This is a genomic window from Puerhibacterium sp. TATVAM-FAB25, assembly GCF_046535855.1.
GTDB lineage: Bacteria > Actinomycetota > Actinomycetes > Actinomycetales > Cellulomonadaceae > Puerhibacterium > Puerhibacterium variabilis_A.
The window spans coordinates 161,753-180,218 of record NZ_JAXUAK010000006.1 but is presented as its reverse complement, the minus strand read 5'-3'; the positions used below and the strand labels follow the sequence as shown (position 1 = coordinate 180,218).

Annotated in this window: 21 protein-coding genes; 5 read left to right on the top strand and 16 right to left on the bottom strand. The window is 76.5% G+C overall.

Going from position 1 to position 18,466, the window contains the following annotated elements; translation table 11 throughout:
* Positions 1-204: 204 nt before the first annotated feature.
* The 9 genes from U5M74_RS08370 to infC all read right to left on the bottom strand — a co-directional run bounded on the left by U5M74_RS08370 (position 205) and on the right by infC (position 8,737).
* Positions 205-1,095 (bottom strand): SDR family NAD(P)-dependent oxidoreductase, encoded by an 891-nt coding sequence (locus U5M74_RS08370; RefSeq protein WP_410907981.1) that lies wholly within the window; start codon positions 1,093-1,095, stop codon positions 205-207.
* Positions 1,088-3,658: a phenylalanine--tRNA ligase subunit beta gene (pheT, locus tag U5M74_RS08365; RefSeq protein WP_410907979.1), complete on the bottom strand. Its 2,571-nt coding sequence runs from the start codon at positions 3,656-3,658 to the stop codon at positions 1,088-1,090. The genes U5M74_RS08370 and pheT overlap by 8 nt, the downstream gene beginning before the upstream one ends.
* Complete coding sequence (gene pheS, locus U5M74_RS08360) at positions 3,658-4,833, bottom strand: phenylalanine--tRNA ligase subunit alpha (RefSeq protein ID WP_410907977.1); 1,176 nt, start codon at positions 4,831-4,833, stop codon at positions 3,658-3,660. Before pheS ends, pheT begins: the two co-directional genes overlap by 1 nt.
* A 132-nt stretch (positions 4,834-4,965) precedes the next feature.
* Positions 4,966-5,589 carry an RNA 2',3'-cyclic phosphodiesterase gene (gene thpR, locus U5M74_RS08355; protein WP_410907975.1) on the bottom strand — a complete coding sequence of 208 codons (624 nt, stop codon included), beginning with the start codon at positions 5,587-5,589 and terminating at the stop codon, positions 4,966-4,968.
* Positions 5,590-5,670: 81 nt separating this feature from the next.
* Positions 5,671-6,027: a hypothetical protein gene (locus U5M74_RS08350; protein ID WP_410907973.1), complete on the bottom strand. Its 357-nt coding sequence runs from the start codon at positions 6,025-6,027 to the stop codon at positions 5,671-5,673.
* 45 nt (positions 6,028-6,072) lie between these two features.
* Positions 6,073-6,954: a TrmH family RNA methyltransferase gene (locus U5M74_RS08345; RefSeq protein WP_410907971.1), complete on the bottom strand. Its 882-nt coding sequence runs from the start codon at positions 6,952-6,954 to the stop codon at positions 6,073-6,075.
* Positions 6,955-6,986: 32 nt separating this feature from the next.
* On the bottom strand, positions 6,987-7,373 hold the full coding sequence (rplT, locus tag U5M74_RS08340) for a 50S ribosomal protein L20 (protein WP_069984816.1): 387 nt from the start codon (positions 7,371-7,373) through the stop codon (positions 6,987-6,989).
* Between the two features lie 66 nt (positions 7,374-7,439).
* Entirely contained in the window at positions 7,440-7,634 is a 195-nt protein-coding gene (gene rpmI / locus U5M74_RS08335) for a 50S ribosomal protein L35 (protein ID WP_410907969.1), read from the bottom strand.
* A 95-nt stretch (positions 7,635-7,729) separates the two neighbouring features.
* On the bottom strand, positions 7,730-8,737 hold the full coding sequence (gene infC, locus U5M74_RS08330; protein WP_410907967.1) for a translation initiation factor IF-3: 1,008 nt from the start codon (positions 8,735-8,737) through the stop codon (positions 7,730-7,732).
* Between the two features lie 393 nt (positions 8,738-9,130).
* Between infC and U5M74_RS08325 the strand changes: the two genes are divergently transcribed.
* From U5M74_RS08325 to U5M74_RS08305, 5 genes are all read left to right on the top strand, one after another.
* Positions 9,131-9,601, top strand: a complete 471-nt coding sequence (locus U5M74_RS08325; RefSeq protein ID WP_410907965.1) for a Fur family transcriptional regulator — start codon at positions 9,131-9,133, stop codon at positions 9,599-9,601.
* A 58-nt stretch (positions 9,602-9,659) separates the two neighbouring features.
* Complete coding sequence (locus tag U5M74_RS08320; protein ID WP_410907963.1) at positions 9,660-11,168, top strand: catalase; 1,509 nt, start codon at positions 9,660-9,662, stop codon at positions 11,166-11,168.
* A 111-nt stretch (positions 11,169-11,279) separates the two neighbouring features.
* Complete coding sequence (locus U5M74_RS08315) at positions 11,280-11,675, top strand: DUF1844 domain-containing protein (RefSeq protein WP_410907961.1); 396 nt, start codon at positions 11,280-11,282, stop codon at positions 11,673-11,675.
* 10 nt (positions 11,676-11,685) lie between these two features.
* On the top strand, positions 11,686-12,276 hold the full coding sequence (locus tag U5M74_RS08310; protein WP_410907959.1) for a hypothetical protein: 591 nt from the start codon (positions 11,686-11,688) through the stop codon (positions 12,274-12,276).
* Positions 12,273-13,085, top strand: a complete 813-nt coding sequence (locus U5M74_RS08305) for a S1C family serine protease (protein WP_410907957.1) — start codon at positions 12,273-12,275, stop codon at positions 13,083-13,085. Before U5M74_RS08310 ends, U5M74_RS08305 begins: the two co-directional genes overlap by 4 nt.
* Positions 13,086-13,106: 21 nt before the next feature.
* Here U5M74_RS08305 and U5M74_RS08300 read toward each other — a convergent pair whose 3' ends face one another.
* From U5M74_RS08300 to U5M74_RS08270, 7 genes are all read right to left on the bottom strand, one after another.
* Positions 13,107-13,844, bottom strand: coding sequence for an SseB family protein (locus tag U5M74_RS08300; RefSeq protein WP_410907996.1), 738 nt, complete (start codon positions 13,842-13,844; stop codon positions 13,107-13,109).
* Positions 13,845-13,924: 80 nt separating this feature from the next.
* Complete coding sequence (gene priA / locus U5M74_RS08295; protein WP_069984343.1) at positions 13,925-14,656, bottom strand: bifunctional 1-(5-phosphoribosyl)-5-((5-phosphoribosylamino)methylideneamino)imidazole-4-carboxamide isomerase/phosphoribosylanthranilate isomerase PriA; 732 nt, start codon at positions 14,654-14,656, stop codon at positions 13,925-13,927.
* Between the two features lie 130 nt (positions 14,657-14,786).
* On the bottom strand, positions 14,787-15,512 hold the full coding sequence (gene hisH / locus U5M74_RS08290; protein ID WP_410907955.1) for an imidazole glycerol phosphate synthase subunit HisH: 726 nt from the start codon (positions 15,510-15,512) through the stop codon (positions 14,787-14,789).
* Between the two features lie 10 nt (positions 15,513-15,522).
* Complete coding sequence (locus tag U5M74_RS08285) at positions 15,523-16,086, bottom strand: hypothetical protein (RefSeq protein WP_410907953.1); 564 nt, start codon at positions 16,084-16,086, stop codon at positions 15,523-15,525.
* A gap of 4 nt (positions 16,087-16,090) precedes the next feature.
* The gene (hisB, locus tag U5M74_RS08280) at positions 16,091-16,690 is read right to left on the bottom strand and encodes an imidazoleglycerol-phosphate dehydratase HisB (RefSeq protein WP_410907951.1); all 600 of its coding nucleotides are present in this window, start codon (positions 16,688-16,690) and stop codon (positions 16,091-16,093) included.
* The gene (locus U5M74_RS08275) at positions 16,690-17,874 is read right to left on the bottom strand and encodes a histidinol-phosphate transaminase (RefSeq protein ID WP_410907949.1); all 1,185 of its coding nucleotides are present in this window, start codon (positions 17,872-17,874) and stop codon (positions 16,690-16,692) included. The genes hisB and U5M74_RS08275 overlap by 1 nt, the downstream gene beginning before the upstream one ends.
* 111 nt (positions 17,875-17,985) lie before the next feature.
* Positions 17,986-18,423, bottom strand: coding sequence for a Rieske (2Fe-2S) protein (locus tag U5M74_RS08270; RefSeq protein ID WP_410907947.1), 438 nt, complete (start codon positions 18,421-18,423; stop codon positions 17,986-17,988).
* Between the last annotated feature and the right edge of the window lie 43 nt (positions 18,424-18,466).

The window sequence follows — 18,466 nt, the reverse complement described above, 5'->3', positions numbered from 1 at the left end:
CCCCCGCCCCCCCCCCCCCCCCCCCCCCCCCCCCCCCCCCCCCCCCCCGCCCCCCCCCCCCCCCCCCCCCCCCCCCCCCCCCCCCCCCCGCCCCCCCCCCCCCCCCCCCCCCCCCCCCCCCCCCCCCCCCCCCCCCCCCCCCCCCCCCCCCCCGCCTCCGGGGGCGCCTCGAGGGCGTCCCAGTAGGCGGCGGAGAGGCAGGGGTCAGCGGCCGGTCAGCACGTCCGCCAGGCCGTCGCCCGGCCCGGCCGGCTGCACCCGCAGCCGGCGGGCGGCCGGCGCCGTCGCCGTGGCGGCCAGCTCCCGCAGCGACTCGGGGGTGTCGTGCGAGACCCGCACGAACCAGCCGGAGCACGCGTCGAGCTCGCCGCGCGCGAACGCGGCGACGACGTCGACGGTGCGCTCGACCGGCGTCCACTCCGTGCGCCCCTCGTGGGAACGCATCGACTCCGTCATGTCGGTGCGCACCACGCCGGGCGCGAGCTCCAGGACGCGCAGCCCGCGGTCGAAGCCGGCGGCGTGCAGGTGCGACCCGAGGCGCATCAGCGCCGTCTTGCTGAGGTTGTAGGCGCTGGCCTGGACCATGTCGTGCGAGCCGGAGCCGCTGTTGAGGTCGACGACGCGGCCGCCGCCGCGGGCGAGCATGCCCGGGACCACCTCGCGGCACAGCAGGAACGGCCCGCGCACGTTGGTCTCCATGACCGACCACCACTCCTCGGGGTCGGCCTCCCACAGCGGCACCTCGGCGTCGATCCGGCCGGCGGCGTTGACCAGCAGGTCCACGCCGCCCAGCCCGCCGGCGTCACCCGGGGCGGCCGGCGCCTCGGCCCGCGCGACGGCGTCGCGCACCTGCGCCGGGTCGGCCACCTCGGCGGCCAGCACCAGGGCCGACCGGCCGATCGCCCGCACCTCGGCGGCGACCTCCTCGAGCCGGTCGGCGTCCCGCGCCAGCAGCGCGACGTCGAGCCCCGCGCGGGCCAGGCCGAGCGCGACGGCGCGGCCGATGCCGCGCGACGCGCCGGTGACCAGCGCCGTGCGCGCGGCCGGGACGTGCGCCCCGCCCGCGCCGGCCGGGGCGCCAGGGCCGTCAGCCACGGAGCACCGCCCCCACCCGCTCGGCCGCCGCGGCCACGACGCCGTCGCGCACCGCGCGCACGTCGTCGGCGGACAGCGTGCGGTCGGCGGCCCGCAGCCGCAGCGAGTACGCGAGCGACTTCTTGCCCGCGCCGAGCTGCTCGCCGGTGAAGACGTCGAACAGCGTGGCGTCCTCGAGCAGGTCGCCGGCGCCCGCGACGACGGCGGCGCGCACCGCCTCGGCCGGCACGTCGGCGTCCACGACGAACGCGAAGTCCTCCTTGGCGGCCGGGAACCCCGAGACGGACGTCGCCGCCACCGGTTCCCCGCCCGCCGCGGCGACCAGCGCCGAGAGGTCCACCTCGAACGCGACCGACCGGGCGGGCAGGCCGAGGCCCTCGAGGACCTTCGGGTGCAGCTCGCCGGCGTGCCCGGCGACGGTGCCGTCCGCCAGCACCAGGGCGGCGCAGCGGCCGGGGTGCCACGGCATGGTCTCCGCGTCCGCCCGCACGGCGACGTCGGCCCCGGCGCGCTCGGCCACGAGCCGGGCGAGCTCGAGCGCGTCGGCCCAGTCCGCGGCGCGGCCGGCGCCCCACCACCCGGCGTGCTCGTACCTGCCGGTCAGCACGCCGGCCACGTGGCGCGGCTGCGGCGGGACCGCCGCGGCGAGCGCCGCCAGGTCGTCGTCGGACGGGCGCACGCCCACCGGCAGCTGCGGGGCGGCGGGCGCCCCGGCCACCGGCCGCGTCACGAGCCCGACCTCGAAGAGCGCGACGTCCGGCAGGCCGCGGGCCACGTTGCGGCGCGCGGTCTCCAGCAGCGTCACCAGCAGGTGCGTGCGCATCAGCGGCCGGTCGTCGGCCAGCGGGTTGGCCAGGCGCAGCGCGCGGCGGCGCGCGTCGTCGGCGGGCAGGCCGAGGGCGTCGAGGTCCGCCTCGCTCACGAACGGGTAGGACAGCGTCTCGACCAGCCCGGCCTCGGCCAGCGCGCGGGCCACCGACCGCCGGGTGCGCTGCTCGCGCGTGAGCCCGCGCCCGCCGGGGGCGGCGGGCAGCACGGACGGGATCTGGTCGTAGCCGGCGATGCGGACGACCTCCTCGACGAAGGCCGCCGGCTCGGTGAGGTCCGGGCGCCAGGTCGGGGGCGTCACGGTCAGCACGTCACCGTCCTCCTCGACCGTGCAGCCCACCTGCTCGAGGATCGCGACGACCTGCTCGCGGGCGTACTCGACGCCGGCCAGCCGCGAGGGCAGGTCGACCGGCACGGCGACGGGCGCCGGCGCCGTGGTGGTGTCGAGGTCGCTCACGGCCGCGTCCGCCGTGCCGCCGCCCAGCTCGACGAGCAGGTCGACGACGCGCTGCGCCGCGACGGCCGGCAGGCGCGGGTCGACGCCGCGCTCGAACCGCTTGGCCGCCTCGGACGGCAGCTTGTGCCGGCGGGCGGTGCGGGCCACGGTGATCGGGTCGAAGTGCGCGGCCTCGACGAGCACGTCCGTCGTCGCGTCGCTGACCTCGGAGGACGCGCCGCCCATGACGCCGGCCAGGCCGAGCACGCGCGCGCCGTCGGGCGAGTCGGTGATGAGCAGGTCCTCGGGGTGCAGGGCGCGGTCGACGTCGTCGAGCGTGGTGAGGCGCTCGCCGGCGGCCGCGCGGCGCACGACGACCGGTGCGGCGACCTTCGCCAGGTCGTATGCGTGCAGCGGCTGGCCGAGGTCGAGCATCACGTAGTTGGTGACGTCGACGGCCAGCGAGATGGCGCGCATGCCGGACGCCTCGAGCCGGCGCTTCATCCACGCGGGCGTCGGCGCGGCCGGGTCGATGCCCCGCACGACGCGGGTGACGAACCGGTCGCAGCCGACGACGCCGTGGATCGGCGCGGCGTCGTCCACCTCGACGGCGAACCCGTCCGGCGTGGCCGCCGGCGGCGCCGTCGGGAGGTTCTCCGGCAGGCCCCGGTCGGTGAACTTCGCGCCCGTGGAGTGGGCGTACTCGCGGGCCACGCCGCGGTAGCTGAAGGCGTACCCGCGGTCGGGCGTCACGTTGATCTCGAGCACCTCGTCGCCGAGGCCGAGCAGCGCGACCGCGTCCTGGCCGGGCTCGAGGTCCGCCTCGGCGAACCCGAGGCGGGGCAGCACGATGATCCCGTCGTGGTCCTCGCCCAGGCCGAGCTCGCGCTGGGAGCAGATCATGCCGTCGGAGACGTGGCCGTAGGTCTTGCGGCTGGCGATCGGGAACGGCCCGGGCAGCACCGTGCCGGGCAGGGCGACGACGACGAGGTCGCCGGCGTCGAAGTTGTGCGCGCCGCAGACGATGCCGCGGGGCGTGCCGCCCTCGGCCGCCGGGACGCCGTCGACGTTGTGCGCGCCGACGTCGACCTGGCACCAGTTGATCGTCTTGCCGTTCTTCTGCGGCTCGGGCACGCGCTCGAGGACGCGGCCGACGACGAGGGGGCCGGTCACGGCGGCGCCGTGGATCTCCTCCTCCTCCAGGCCGACGCGCACGAGGTCGGCGGCGAGCCGCTCGGCGGTGAGGCCCGCGGGCAGCTCGACGTGGTCGGCGAGCCAGTCGATGGCGATGCGGGGCATCAGATCTCCGTCCCGAACTGGGTGGAGAAGCGCGCGTCGCCCTCCACGATGTCGTGCATGTCCGCGATCGAGTGGCGCAGCATCAGCGAGCGCTCGATGCCCATGCCGAACGCGAAGCCCTGGTAGACGTCGGGGTCGACGCCGGCGGCGCGCAGCACGTTGGGGTGCACCATGCCGCAGCCGCCCCACTCGATCCAGCCGGGCCCGCCCTTCTTCTGCGGGAACCACAGGTCCATCTCGGCGGACGGCTCGGTGAACGGGAAGAAGCTGGGGCGCAGCCGCGTCTTGGCCTCGGGGCCGAAGATCGCGCGGGCGAACGCGTCGAGCGTGCCCACGAGGTGCGCCATCGTCAGGCCCTTGTCGACCGCAAGGCCCTCGACCTGGTGGAAGACCGGGGTGTGCGTGGCGTCCAGGGCGTCGGTGCGGAACACCTTGCCCGGCACCGCGACGTACAGCGGCGCGCCGCGGGTCAGCAGCGAGCGCGCCTGCACCGGCGAGGTGTGCGTGCGCAGCACGAGGTTCGGGCGCTCGGCGCCCGCCCCTGTGCCCGCCCCTGTGCCCGCCCCGGTGCCCGCCCCGGTGCCCGCCCCGGTGCTTGCCCGGCCGTCCGTGCCGGGGCCCGTGACGCGGTCGACGTAGAAGGTGTCCTGCATCTGGCGCGCCGGGTGGTCGGGCCCGAAGTTCAGCGCGTCGAAGTTGTACCACTCGGCCTCGACCTCGGGACCGTCGGCGATCTCCCAGCCGATGCCGACGAAGAAGTCGGCGATGCGCTCCTGGATCAGCTCCACGGGGTGCCGGGCGCCCACCGGGCGGCGGCCGGTGGGCAGCGTGACGTCGACGGCCTCGTCGCGCAGCACGCGCTCGTCGCGCTCGGCCTCGAGCTCGCCCTGGCGCCGGGCGATCGCCTGGGCGACGCGCCCGCGGCGCGGGCCGAGGTTCTTGCCGGCCGCGGCCTTGTCGGGGCCGGGCAGCGCGCCGATGGCCCGGTTGGCCAGGGCGAGCGGGCTGCGGTCGCCGGTGTGCTGCGTGCGGACGGCCTTGAGCGCCTCGAGGTCGTCGGCCGCGGCGACCGCCGCGAGCGCGGCGTCGACGGCGGCGTCGAGCGCCGCGACGTCGAGGGGCGAGGGCGCGCCGCCGTCGGGCGTGGGACCGGAGGGCTGCGCAGGAGCAGACATGGTGCCTTCCGCTGGGGTGACTGGACGGTGTCGGTCCGCGGCCGCGCGCCGCACGGGGCGCGGCGGGCCGCGGGCAGGGGCCAGTCTATGCGCCGCCGACCAGGGCATTCCGGGCGCGTCCGCGCGGGCCGGTCAGCCGAGCGGCAGCACCGCGAGGTCCTCGTGCAGCGGGCCGCCCGAGCGGCCCTCGCCGAGCCGCGAGGCGACCACGTGCACCGCGTCGACGCGCCACGCCGGGCCGCGGTAGACGGCGAGGGCGCGCGCCCACGCGACGAGCGGCGAGACGTCGTCCCGGCCGCGGGGGCGGCGCGACCCGCCGCGGTCGACGCGGTCGCGGCCGCGCGGCACGAAGGCGCGGGCCACCGTGAGGTGCGGACGGCCGCCCGCCCGGTCGTCGGCGCGGAAGCCGGCCGCCGACGCCGCCCGCTCGGCCGCCGCGGACAGCGCCCGCAGGCCCTCGAGGCCCTCCCCCACGCCGACCCACAGCGTGCGGCCGCCGAACGAGCCGCCGCCGGCCAGCACGAGGTCGAAGGGCCGTGCCTGCGCGAGCTCCGCCCGCAGGTCGGCGACGAAGCCGGGCGCGGCGCCGTCGGGCACCTCGCCGTGGAAGGCGAGCGTGACGTGCCGCTGCTCCTTGGGCACCCAGCGCAGGCCGGCGCCCGGGTCGGCGACCGCGGCGCCGCCGACCCCGCCCAGCGCCAGGTCGAGGTGCGCCGACGCCTCGGCGGAGGGGTACACGGCGGTGAACAGGCGCACCTCGCGATGCTACGGCCGCGCTCGCGCGGCACGCCCGACGACGGCGCCCGAGGACGGCGGCCCCCGGTGGTGCCGGGCGGGTCAGCCGCGCCGGCGGCGCAGCGCCCAGGCCAGGGCCAGCACCACGACGACGCCGACGGCCTGCCCGCCGAGCACGATGCGGGTGACGTCGAGGGACGGCAGCCACCGCGCGCCGTCGGCGTCGACGACGTACGCGCCGACCGGCCGGGCGCGCCGCACCAGGCCGATTCCGCCGCCGCCCGGGCCGTCGCCGCCCGCCGTGTCGCTGCCGCCGCCGGCCCCGCCGGAGGTCCACACGCGCGCCACGGGGACGAGGAGGGTGCCGTCGCGCTCGACGGGCTCGCCGAAGACGTCGCGCACGCCGGCGCCCTCGGCGAGCGCCTGGCTGATGCGGCCGAGGTCAGGAACGGTCGTCATGCCTCGACGGTAGGCCCGGGCGGCCGCAGGGCGGGAGAGGCGCGCTCAGCGCTGGGCGCGGCCGCTGGCGTACAGGCAGACGGTGGCGGCGGTCGCGAGGTTCAGCGACTCGGCGCGCCCGCGGATGGGGACGCGGACGACGGCGTCGGCGAGGGCCCGGTCGGCCTCCGGCAGGCCCCAGGCCTCGTTGCCGAACACCCAGGCGGTGGAGGCCGCCAGGTCGGGCGTGCCCGCGGGGCGCTCGGCGCGGTGGGCCGGGCCGGCGACGTCGAGCAGGTCGTCGAGGTCGTGGTCGCCCGCCCCGTCGGCGGCGAGCACGGTCAGGCCCTCGGCGTGCACGGCGTCGACCACCTCGGCGAGGGGGACGCCCGTGACCACCGGGACGTGGAAGAGGGACCCGGCGGTGGAGCGCACCACCTTGGGGTTGTGCACGTCGACGCTCTCGCCGGCGAGCACGACGAGGTCGGCGCCGGCGGCGTCGGCCGCGCGGATCACGGTGCCGGCGTTGCCGGGGTCGCGCACGGTCGCGAGGACGGCGACGAGCAGCGCGCCGCGCCGCCCGCCGTCGGCGTCGCGCAGCGCGTCCAGCGCCTCGGCGAGGGTGGCCGCGCCGCTGCGCACGACGGCCAGGACGCCCTGGGCGTCGGGGCTCATCGCCTCGAGCACCTCGCGGGTGCCGAGGTGCACGCGCACGCCGGCCCGCCCCGCGGCCTCGACGATCTCGGGGTACCGCTCGGCGGCGGCCTCGGTGAGGTAGACGTCGCGCACGTCGTCGGCGGCGAACCGCACCGCCTCGCGCACGCCCTGCGGCCCCTCGACGAGGAACTGCTGGTGCCGCAGGCGCGCAGGACGCCCGGACAGCGCCCGCACCTGCTTGACGCGGTCGGCCCGCGGGTTCGCGAGCGACACGTCGAGCGGTGCGGTCATCAGGTGCGCTGTCCGGGCGTCCGGGAGGTGGCTCAGGCCGCGGCCTTGGGCGCGTTGACGTCCTCGGGGAGGGCGCCCTTGGCGACCTGGACGAGGGCGTTGAACGCCGCGACGTCGTTGACGGCCAGCTCGGCGAGCATGCGACGGTCGACCTCGACACCCGCGAGGCCCAGGCCCTGGATGAAGCGGTTGTAGGTGATGCCCTGCGCGCGGGCCGCAGCGTTGATGCGCTGGATCCACAGCTTGCGGAAGTCGCCCTTCTTCGCCTTGCGGTCGCGGTAGGCGTAGACGAGCGAGTGGGTGACCTGCTCCTTCGCCTTGCGGTAGAGGCGCGAGCGCTGGCCGCGGTAGCCGCTGGCGCGCTCGAGGGTCGTACGGCGCTTCTTCTGGGCGTTGACCGCCCGCTTCACGCGTGCCACGTGATGCTCCTTGCAGTGTCGGGCCGGAAGTGCTCCGCGCGGCCGGTCACCGGCCGCGGCGAGAGGTCACTTGCCGAGCAGCTTCTTGATCTTCTTGACGTCGGCCTGCGCGACGACCTGGTCCTGAGCCAGACGGCGCGTGCGGGTGCTCGGCTTGTGCTCGAACAGGTGGCGCGCGCCTGCCTGCTCGCGCATGACCTTGCCGCTACCGGTGACCCGGAAGCGCTTCTTGGCGCCGGAGTGCGTCTTGTTCTTCGGCATGACTGCCGTCTCTCCTCGTGTCGGTCACCCGCCGGCGGCGGGGACGGGGTGCGGGTCGTGGTTGGCCACGACCCGGGATGGTGGTCTGGCGTCCGTCAGCGCGAGCCGCGGGGGCTCGGCTTGGGGGCGGCGGGCTTCGGCGCGGCAGGGCGCGGCGCGGCCGGGCGGGGCGCCGCGGGCCGCGGGGCCGCCGGGGTCGCGGCCGCCGGCTTCGCGGCCGGGGCGGCGGGAGCCGGCTTCGTGGCCGGGGCGGCGGGAGCCGGCTTCGCGGCCGGGGCCGCCGGGACCTCTGCCGGGGCCGGAGCCTCCGCCTGAGCCTCGGCCGGAGCAGGGGCCTCGGCCGGAGCGGGGGCCTCTGCCAGAACCGGGGCCTCTGCCGGAACCGGGGCCTGCGCCTGAGCCGGGGCCTCGACGGGCGCCTCGGCAGCCTCGGCCGGGGCCTCGGCGGGCGCCTCGGTCTCCGGCGTCTCCGACGCGGCGGCGCGGCGCGCCTCCGACTTCGTCATGCGCTGGGAGTTGACCTCCGAGGCGCGCTTGCGCTGCTCCGTCTTCGCGTCCGCCTTCTTCTTGACCGGCCCGAGGACCATGGTCATGTTGCGGCCGTCCTGCTTCGGCATCGACTCGACGAAGCCGAGCTCCGCGACGTCCTCCGCCAGACGCTGCAGCAGGCGCACGCCCATCTCCGGGCGCGACTGCTCGCGGCCGCGGAACATGATCATGACCTTGACCTTGTCGCCCGCCGAGAGGAACCGCTCGACGTGGCCCTTCTTGGTGGCGTAGTCGTGCGGGTCGATCTTCAGGCGGAAGCGGATCTCCTTGAGCGCCGTGTTCGCCTGGTTGCGCCGCGCCTCGCGCGCCTTCATGTCGGACTCGTACTTGAACTTGCCGAAGTCCATGAGCTTGGCGACGGGCGGACGGGCGTCCGGGGCGACCTCGACGAGGTCGAGGTCGGCGTCCTGGGCAAGTCTCAGGGCAACCTCGGTGCGGACGACGCCGACCTGCTCCCCGCCAGGACCGATGAGTCGGACCTCGGGGACGCGGATCCGATCGTTGATGCGAGGCTCGCTGATGGTGATGCTCCTAGGAACTCGTCGGTGGACCACCGGGACGAAGAAAGGCCTCCGCCCTGAGCACCAGGGTGGAGGCCTTCGGCGTGCCCGACGACGGTCGCCGACGAGCGGCGGCCGCGACGGTCGCCGACGAACGGCGACCGCGACGGGTGGACGGCGACGTCGCGCCGTCCGACCGGACCCGGTCCCTGTCGGCTCGCGGCCAGTCGGGGCTCGGGTGGGAGGTGATCCACTTGGTGCACCTGGTACCTCGTGAGGCGGACCCCGAGGGGTACCAGGTCGGTCAGCCGTCAAGGCTAGCACGGCGCCCGCGCGACGTCTGCAGCCCGGGCCCCGCGGCCCGTGAGCACGGGCGCCGCACCCGCGACACGCCGCGCGACGCGCCGAAACTGGAATCGTTCCAGAAAACCGGCTAGCGTCCCCGTCATGACCACGGACCCCCAGCGCTCGGCACCCGGCGCGACCAGCCTCGAGGCGGCCGACCCCGCCGCGGAGCTGCGCGGTGCGGGCCTGCGGGTCACGGCCGGCCGCGTCGCCGTCCTGCAGGCCGTCTCCGGCGTCCCGCACGCCACCGCGGACGACGTCGTGCGCACCGTGCGCGAGTCCCTGGGCTCGGTCTCCGTGCAGGCCGTCTACGACGCGCTGCACGCGCTCACCGAGGCACGGCTGCTGCGCTGCATCGAGCCCGCCGGCCACCCCGCCCGCTACGAGCGCCGCGTGGGCGACAACCACCACCACGTCGTCTGCCGCGCGTGCGGCGTCGTCGCCGACGTGGACTGCACCGTCGGGCACGCGCCGTGCCTGGCCCCCAGCGACGACCACGGCTTCGTCCTCGACCTCGCGGAGGTGACGTTCTGGGGCCTGTGCCCGCAGTGCGCCGCCGCCCGCGCCCGCTGACCCCCTCACCTCGCGACCCGGACCCCCGGCCGCGGACCACAGGAAGGCCCAACACCGCATGACCATGCCCTTCACGACGACGCAGACCGGCACGCCGGTCACGAGCGACGCCCACTCCCTCACCGTGGGCGCCGACGGTGCGACCGTCCTGCACGACCGCTACCTGGTCGAGAAGCTCGCGCAGTTCAACCGCGAGCGCATCCCCGAGCGCATCGTCCACGCCAAGGGCGGCGGCGCCTTCGGCGAGTGGGAGATCACCGAGGACGTCTCCCGGTACACCCGCGCCGCGGCGTTCCAGCCCGGCACGAAGGGCGAGGTGCTGCTGCGCTTCTCCTCCGTCGCCGGCGAGATGGGCTCCCCCGACACCTGGCGCGACGTGCGCGGCTACGCCCTGCGCTTCTACACGACCGAGGGCAACCTCGACATCGTCGGCAACAACACCCCGGTGTTCTTCATCCGCGACGGGATCAAGTTCCCCGACTTCATCCACTCGCAGAAGCGCCTGCCGGGCTCGGGCCTGCGCGACGCCGACATGCAGTGGGACTTCTGGACGCTGTCGCCGGAGTCGGCCCACCAGGTCACCTACCTCATGGGCGACCGCGGCCTGCCCACCTCGTGGCGCGAGATGAACGGCTACGGCTCGCACACCTACCAGTGGATCAACGCCGCCGGCGAGCGGTTCTGGGTGAAGTACCACTTCATCTCCCGCCAGGGCGTCAAGACGATGGACAACGCCGAGGCCGAGCGCCTGGCCGGCGCGGACGCCGACTACTACCGCCGCGACCTGTACGAGAACATCGAGGCCGGCAACTTCCCGACCTGGGACATCAAGGTCCAGGTCATGCCGTACGCGGACGCGAAGGACTACCGGTTCAACCCGTTCGACCTGACCAAGGTCTGGCCGCACGCGGACTACCCGCTGATCCCCGTCGGGCACTTCACGCTCAACCGCAACCCGCGCAACTTCTTCGCCGAGATCGAGCAGGCCGCGCTGTCGCCGGCCAACCAGGTGCCGGGCACCGACATCTCGCCGGACAAGATGCTGATGGCCCGCGTGTTCTCCTACCCGGACGCGCAGCGCTACCGCGTGGGCACCAACTACAACCAGCTGCCGGTCAACGCGCCGCACGCTGCGCCGGTGCACAGCTACTCGCAGGACGGCGCCCAGCGCCACCACTTCAACGACCCGGGCGTCCCGGTGTACGCGCCGAACTCGTTCGGCGGCCCGTCGGCCGACCCGACGCGCGTGGCCGAGGGCTCGTGGGAGAACGACGGCGCGCTGGTGCGCACCGCCGCGAGCCTGCACGCCGAGGACTCCGACTTCGGCCAGGCCGGGACCCTGTACCGCGAGGTGTTCGACGACGCCGCCAAGGCGCGCTTCCTCGAGACGCTGACCGGCCAGGGCAAGGCCATCACGGTCGAGGCCATCCGTGAGCGGTTCTTCCAGTACTGGACGAACGTCGACGCCGAGCTCGGCGCGAAGCTGCGCGTCGAGGTGGCCACCGGTCCGGCCCCGACGCCGGTCGCCGCCGGCAGCGGCCCGGACGTCGAGCCGATCGGCATCTGACGCCCGCACGTGACGCGCGCCCGACGCGCGTCGCCCGGAGGCCGGACCCCGCCCGCGGGGTCCGGCCTCCGTCGCGTCCGGGCGCCGCCGCCGCGACCTAGGATGGCCGCCATGAGCACCACCCCCGAGACCGCCGGCGCCGCCGGGACCCCCGAGCACGGCGGCACCGACGCCGGCGTCGACTCCGCCACCCGCGACATCGCCGACGTCGCCGCCGTCGAGGTGATCACCACCGCCGCCGTCCACCTCATGAGCGCCGCCGCCGTGAAGTGCGGCCTGGCGGAGGACGCCGAGGAGCAGGAGCACCTCGACCTCGACGAGGCGCGCAAGCTCATCAACGCGCTCGCCGCGCTGGTCACCGCCGCCGCACCGGACATCGGCAACCAGCACGCCCGCTCCCTGCGCGACGGCCTGCGCTCGCTGCAGCTCGCGTTCCGCGAGGCCTCGGTCATCCCGGACGCCCCGGGCGAGGGCCCCGGCGAGAAGTACACCGGCTCCGTCGTCTGACACCCGCCGCATGAGCCTCGGACCGGTCCCACCGTCGCGGCCGCCGCACGACGCGGCGCCCGTGCTCGGCGCCGCGCCCGGGGGCCGGCGCCGGCGGGCGGGCGCGGTCATGGTCGCGGCGGTGCTGGCCGGCCTGCTGGTCGGGGCGCTCGTGCTCGCGGGCTACCTCTGGCTCGCCGCCGACCGGTGGCGCGGCGCGGCGCACGCCTGGGAGGGCCAGGCGCGCGCCCAGGCGGCCGAGGTGGCGCGCCTGGGCGCCGAGCTCGAGGCGGCCGACGGCGAGCTCACCGCGGCGCGCGAGCAGCTGTCCACCGCGACCGAGCGGATCACCGACCTCGCCGACGAGAAGGCCCGCCTGGGCGACGAGAACGTCGTCGCCCAGCAGTACCTCGACTACCAGCGCCGCGTGAGCGACGCCGCCGGCGTGGTCGCCGAGGCGCTGGGGCGGTGCACCTCGGGGCAGGCGCAGCTCATCGAGTACCTGCGCACCCCGGAGCAGTACGACGCCGCCCAGCTCGAGGAGTTCCGCGGCCAGGTCGCCGACCTGTGCGCGAGCGCGACCGAGGCGAACGCCTCGCTCCAGCAGGAGCTCGAGCAGTGACCGCGCCGCGCGGGGCGCGCCGAGGCCCGGCAGCGGTCCCCCGCCTCGCGGCGGCCGTGGTGGGAGCCGTCGTCGGCGCCGTCGCGCTGGCCGGGTGCGCGGCGTGGCCGGCGTTCCCCGGGCTGCCGACGGACGAGCCGTCCGCCATCGCCGCGAGCGACATCGTGCCCACGGCCCTCGCCTCGGTGGCGCCGTCGATCGCGCCGTCCGACGCCGCGGCCCTCTCCCCCGACGGGTTCGACGCGGTGCGGCGCATGGCCGTGCGCGTGCGCAACGTCGGCTGCGGCGAGCTGTCCACCGGCTCCGGCTTCGCGGTCGACGAGCACACGCTCATCACCAACCGGCACGTCGTCGCCGACGCCAGCACGCTGCAGGTGAGCACGTACGACGGCCGGGACCTCGACGTCGAGACCGCCAGCACCGCCGGCCTGGCCGACCTCGCCGTCGTGCGCACGCACGACCCGCTGCCGTCGTACCCGGCGCTCGGCGAGGACGACCCGCGCACGGGCGACCCGGTCACCGTCGTCGGCTACCCCGAGGGTGGCGCGCTCACCGTGACCGAGGGCACCGTCATCGGGGAGGCCACCGACCCGCTGCACGCCAACCTCGGCCGGGTGCTGGTCACGGACGCGCCCGTGGAGCCGGGCTCCTCGGGGTCCGCGGCGCTCGACGCCGCCGGCCGCGTGGTGGGTGTCGTCTACGCCAAGACGTCCGACGGGCGGTCGCTGCTCGTGCCGCTGTCGACGCTGCAGCAGGTGCTCGGCGACTCCGCGGCGTTCACGCCCGTGACGCCGTGCGAGGCGGGCTGACGGCGCCCGGCCGAGGCGCGCTCAGCGCGCCGCGGCGATCCGCAGCTCGAGCGAGTCGACGCGCTCGGCGACCACCTCGGACGCCGCCAGGCGGGCGTTGACCTGCCGCAGCACGGCGTCCAGGCCGGCGCGGTCCAGGCCCGGGTCGAGCGCGAGGACGACGGCGACCTCCGCCGTGCGCCCCGGCTGCGCCCCCACGCGCACCACGTGCTGCACGGGCTCGGCGGCCAGCCGCACGGCCGCCAGCACCTCGTCGTCCACGACGACCCCGTCCTGCGTCGGCACCAGCGCCGGCCGCCACTCCTTGCCCTGCGCCAGCGCCCAGACGGCGGGGCGGGGCACGGTGACCGGGACCGGGCCGGCGGGGTCGACGACCAGCAGCGCCCAGTCCTCGCTCACGGCCGACAGCGCCGCGCGCGGCGCGTCGACCGGCACCGGGCGCGCCGTGTCGCGCCAGGCGCGCATCGCGTCCACGCTGGTGAACACCGGCAGGGCGCGGCGCCCGTCCGGCGCGGCGAGCGCGACGACGCCCGCGGACGCCTCCTTGTCGACGTGCATCTCCTGGCCGTCGACCACCACGGACTCGGCGGCCTCGAGCTCGGCGAGCACCGGGACCAGCACGCGGGTGGCGGCGAGCCGGGCCACGACCGCGCGCAGCGGCGTGCGGCCGTCGCGGTAGCCGGCGAGCAGCCCCGCCAGCTCGGCGTCGGCGGAGCCGTCGTCCCCGGCGAACTGCGAGGTGGGCTGGATCGAGCGCAGGTGGCTCGGCAGGGCGCGGCCGGCGGCCGCGTCCTGCGCCCCCGAGACGGGCACGCCCTCGGGGTGCGCGTCGTCGGAGGTCACGGGCGCCCCGCCACGTCGAGCGCCTCGGGCAGCGTGAACGCCCCGGAGTACAGGGCCTTGCCGACGACCGCGCCCTCGACGCCGTCGCCCACGAGCCCGCGCAGCGCGCGCAGGTCGTCGAGCGTGGCGATGCCGCCGGAGGCGACGACCTTGGCGGGGGTGCGGGAGGCGACCTCGCGCAGCAGCTCGACGTTGGGGCCCTGCAGCGTGCCGTCCTTGGTCACGTCGGTGACGACGTAGCGGGAGCAGCCGGCCTCGTCCAGGCGCGCGAGCACCTCCCACAGGTCGCCACCCTCCTGCGTCCAGCCGCGCGCGGCGAGCGTGGTGCCGCGCACGTCGAGGCCGACGGCGACCTGGTCGCCGTAGCGCTCGATGACCGCGGCGGTCCACTCCGGGTTCTCCAGGGCGGCCGTGCCGATGTTGACGCGGCGGGCGCCGGTGGCCAGCGCGCGCTCGAGCGACGCGTCGTCGCGGATGCCGCCCGACAGCTCGACCTGCACGTCGAGGCGCGCCACGACGTCGGCGAGCAGCTCGGCGTTGGAGCCGCGCCCGAACGCCGCGTCGAGGTCCACCAGGTGCACCCACTCGGCGCCGCCGGCCTGCCAGTCGAGCGCCGCGGCGAGCGGGTCGCCGTAGGAGGTCTCGGAGCCGGCCTCCCCCTGCACGAGGCGGACGGCCTGGCCGTCGGCGACGTCGACGGCGGGCAGGAGGACGAGGCGGTCGGTCATGCGGTCTTCTCCAGGGTGGCGTGGCAGGTGGCGTGGCAGGTGGCGTGGCAGGTGGCGTGGCGGGTGTTGTGGTCGGTGCCGCGGCGGGTGGCAGGGCGGGTGGCGGGGCCGGCGGCGCGGCCCGCGGGACTCAGAGGGACGTCACCCAGTTCTCGAGCAGCGTCGCGCCGGCGTCGCCCGACTTCTCGGGGTGGAACTGCGTGGCGGCCAGCGTGCCGTCCTCGACGGCGGCGACGAAGCGGCCGCCGTGCTGGGCCCACGTGACGCGCGGGGGCTGGAACCGGGGGTCGGCGTGCTCGTCGTGACCCTGGGAGAACTCCTGGGCGGCGTAGGAGTGGACGAAGTAGAAGCGCTCGTCCTCGATGCCGCGGAACAGGGTGGTGCCCTCGGGCGCCTCGACGGTGGCCCAGCCCATGTGGGGCACCACCGGGGCGTCGAGCATCTCCACGACGCCGCGCCACTGGCCGAGGCCCTCGGCGCGCACGCCGTGCTCGACGCCGGCCTCGAACATGACCTGCATGCCGACGCAGATGCCGAGCACCGGGCGGCCGCCGGCGATGCGGCGCTCGACGACCTGGTCGCCGCGCACGGCCTTGAGGCCCTCCATCACCGCGGCGAACGCGCCGACGCCGGGCACGACGAGGCCGTCGGCCTCGGCGGCCCGGTCCCGGTCCGCGGTCAGCTCGACGTCGGCGCCGACGCGCTCCAGGGCGCGCACGGCCGAGCGGACATTGCCGAAGCCGTAGTCGAGCACGACGACGTCCGGCCGGCCCGTCGCGGGGCGCGCGGCGGGCCGCCGGTTGAGGTCGGCGGCCGCGCCGCCGTCGGGCAGCAGGGGCGGGATCTCTTCGCTCACGCCGGTCACCTCACTTCTGCTTGCGGGCCTTGCGGGCCGCACCGGTCAGCATGCGCATGGCCTTGAACTTGCCGATGCTCGACGACGGGACGACGCCGGGCAGGTCGGCGACCGTGACCTGACCGGTCACCAGGTCCTCGAGCGCCTCGGGCGCGCCGCCGAGCACGAGCCCGGGCGCGAGCTCGCCGTCGGGCCGGCCGTCCTGGTAGCGCACCGCCGCGAGCTGCCCCGACGTGCGGGTGACCAGCACCAGCGGCACGCCGCGCACGAGCTGGGACACCGCGGCCGCGGCGCGCGCCGGGACCTCGCCGGCGGTGCTGCGCAGCACGGCGAGGGCGCCGATCGGCGTCGGTGCGGCGTCGACGTCCAGGTCGGCGAGGGAGCAGGCGGCCGCGAGCGCCTCGGCGTCGGCCACCTGCGTGATGAGCACCGCGAGCTCGGGGTCCTTCGGCGCGGTGAGCGACGACAGGTCGTCCGGGATCTCGAGGTCGGCGGGCAGCTCGACGTCCGGCCGGCCGGCGTCGCCGTCGTGCGGGTTCTCGGGACCGGTGCCGGGGTTGGGCGTGGTCGACATGCTGCTACAGCGCACCCTTCGTGGACGGGATGCCCTCGACGCGCGGGTCGAGGGCGACGGCGGCGCGCAGGGCGCGCGCCAGGGCCTTGAACTGGGCCTCGACGATGTGGTGGGGGTCGCGGCCGGCGAGCACGCGCACGTGCAGGCAGATGCTCGCGTGGTGGGCGATCGACTCGAGCACGTGCCGGGTGAGCGAGCCGGTGAAGTGCCCGCCGATGAGGTGGTACTCCTGCCCGGCGGGCTCGCCCTCGTGGACGAGGTAGGGGCGCCCGGAGACGTCGACGACGGCGAGGGCGAGGGCCTCGTCCAGCGGCACGGTGGCGTCGCCGAAGCGCGAGATGCCCTGCTTGTCGCCGAGCGCGACCTTGAGCGCCTCGCCGAGCACGATCGCCACGTCCTCGACGGTGTGGTGGGCGTCGATGTGGGTGTCGCCGGAGGCCTTGACGGTCAGGTCGATCAGCGAGTGCTTGCCCAGCGCCGTGAGCATGTGGTCGTAGAACGGCACGCTCGTGCTGATGTCCGTGCGGCCGGTGCCGTCGAGGTCGAGCTTGACGACGACGCTCGACTCGGACGTGGTGCGCTCGATGCGCGCGGTGCGGGCCATCAGCTGCTCAGCTCCTCGATCACCTCGGTGAGCGCCGTGCGGAAGCGCTCCATCTCCTGCGGCGTGCCGATCGACACGCGCAGCCAACCCTGGGGCCCCACCTCGCGGACGAGCACGCCCCGGTCGAGCAGACCCTGCCAGACGGCGTGCCGGTCGGCGAACGTGCCGAACAGCGCGAAGTTGGCGTCCGTCTCGGCGACGACCAGCGGGGCGCCGTCCGGGCCGCGCTGCGCGCGCAGCCACGCCACGGCGGCGTCCCGCTCGGTCCGCAGCGTGTCGACCTGCGCGAGCAGCGACTCGGTGTGCTTGAGCGCGGCGCCGGCGGCGGCCTGCGTGACGGCGGACAGGTGGTACGGCAGCCGCACGACGCGCAGCGCGTCGACCAGGGGCCGCCCGGCGGCCAGGTAGCCCAGCCGCAGGCCCGCTGCGGCGAACGCCTTGGACATCGTGCGCGTGACGGCCAGGTGCGGGTACCGGTCGAGCAGCTCGAGGGCCGACGGGGTGCCGGTGCGCCGGAACTCGGCGTAGGCCTCGTCGACCACGACGACGGCGCCCGCGCCGTCGGGCGCGTCCGGGACGCGCACGCGGGCGGCGGCCTCGAGCACGGCCTCGACCGTGGCGGCACGCAGCGCCGTGCCGGTGGGGTTGTTCGGGCTCGCCAGGAGGATCACGGCGGGCTGCTCGGCCTCGATCGTGGCGACGGCGTGCGCGGGGTCGAGCGTGAAGTCCTCGGCGCGGCGCCCGGTCACCCACCGGGTGTGCGTGTCGCGGGCGTACTCCGGGTACATCGAGTAGGTCGGCGCGAACGACAGCGCGGTGCGGCCCGGGCCACCGAAGGCCTGCAGCAGGTGCAGCATGACCTCGTTGGAGCCGTTGGCGGCCCACACCTGCTCCGGCGCGACCCGGACGCCCGACTCCCGCGCGAGGTAGTCCGCCAGTGCGGCGCGCAGCGGCAGGAAGTCGCGGTCGGGGTACCGGTTGAGCCCGCGGGCCGCCGCCGCGACGTCGGCGGCGATGGTGGCCACGACGTCCTCGGCGGGCGCGTAGGGGTTCTCGTTGACGTTGAGCAGCACCGGGACGTCGAGCTGCGGGGCGCCGTACGGCTCCTCGCCGGCGAGCTCGGGCCGCAGCGGCAGCGCCGCGGGGCGCGCCGACGTCGGGTCCTGCGTCGAGGGGATCGTCACCCGCCCAGTCTACGGAGCGGGTGACGCCGCACGTCCGCGCGTCTCAGGCCGCGACCGTGAGACCCCTCACGCCGCCGGGCCCGACCTGTGCCGCGACGTGCGCGGACCCGGTCAGGCCAGCACGACGTCGGCGCCGCGCACCTCGACGGGGACCTCGGGCAGGGGCTCGGACGCGGGCCCCCCGAGCACCGCGGCGTCCGCCAGCGCGAACCGCGAGCCGTGGCACGGGCAGTCCAGCTCGCCCGCGCCCGGTTGCACGGTGCAGCCCGCGTGGGTGCAGATCGCGCTGAACAGGTGCACCTCCCCCACGGCCGGCTGCGTCACGAGCACGTCGTGCCCGTCGAGCGAGGCGGCGACCGCCCCGCCGACCGGCACCTCCGCCAGCGCCACGACGCGCGTGCCGGGCTCGAGCGACCCGAGCGCGCCGGACTCGCCCTGCGGCGTGGGGCGCTGCTCGGTGCAGGCGGCGAGCAGGCAGGCGCCGGCCACACCGGCGCCGCTGGCCAGGACGCGACGGCGGGTGACGGCCGGGGACGGGCTGCTGGGCATCGCGGGCTCCTTCGGGGCGGTCGGGTGGGGCGGTCGGGTGGGG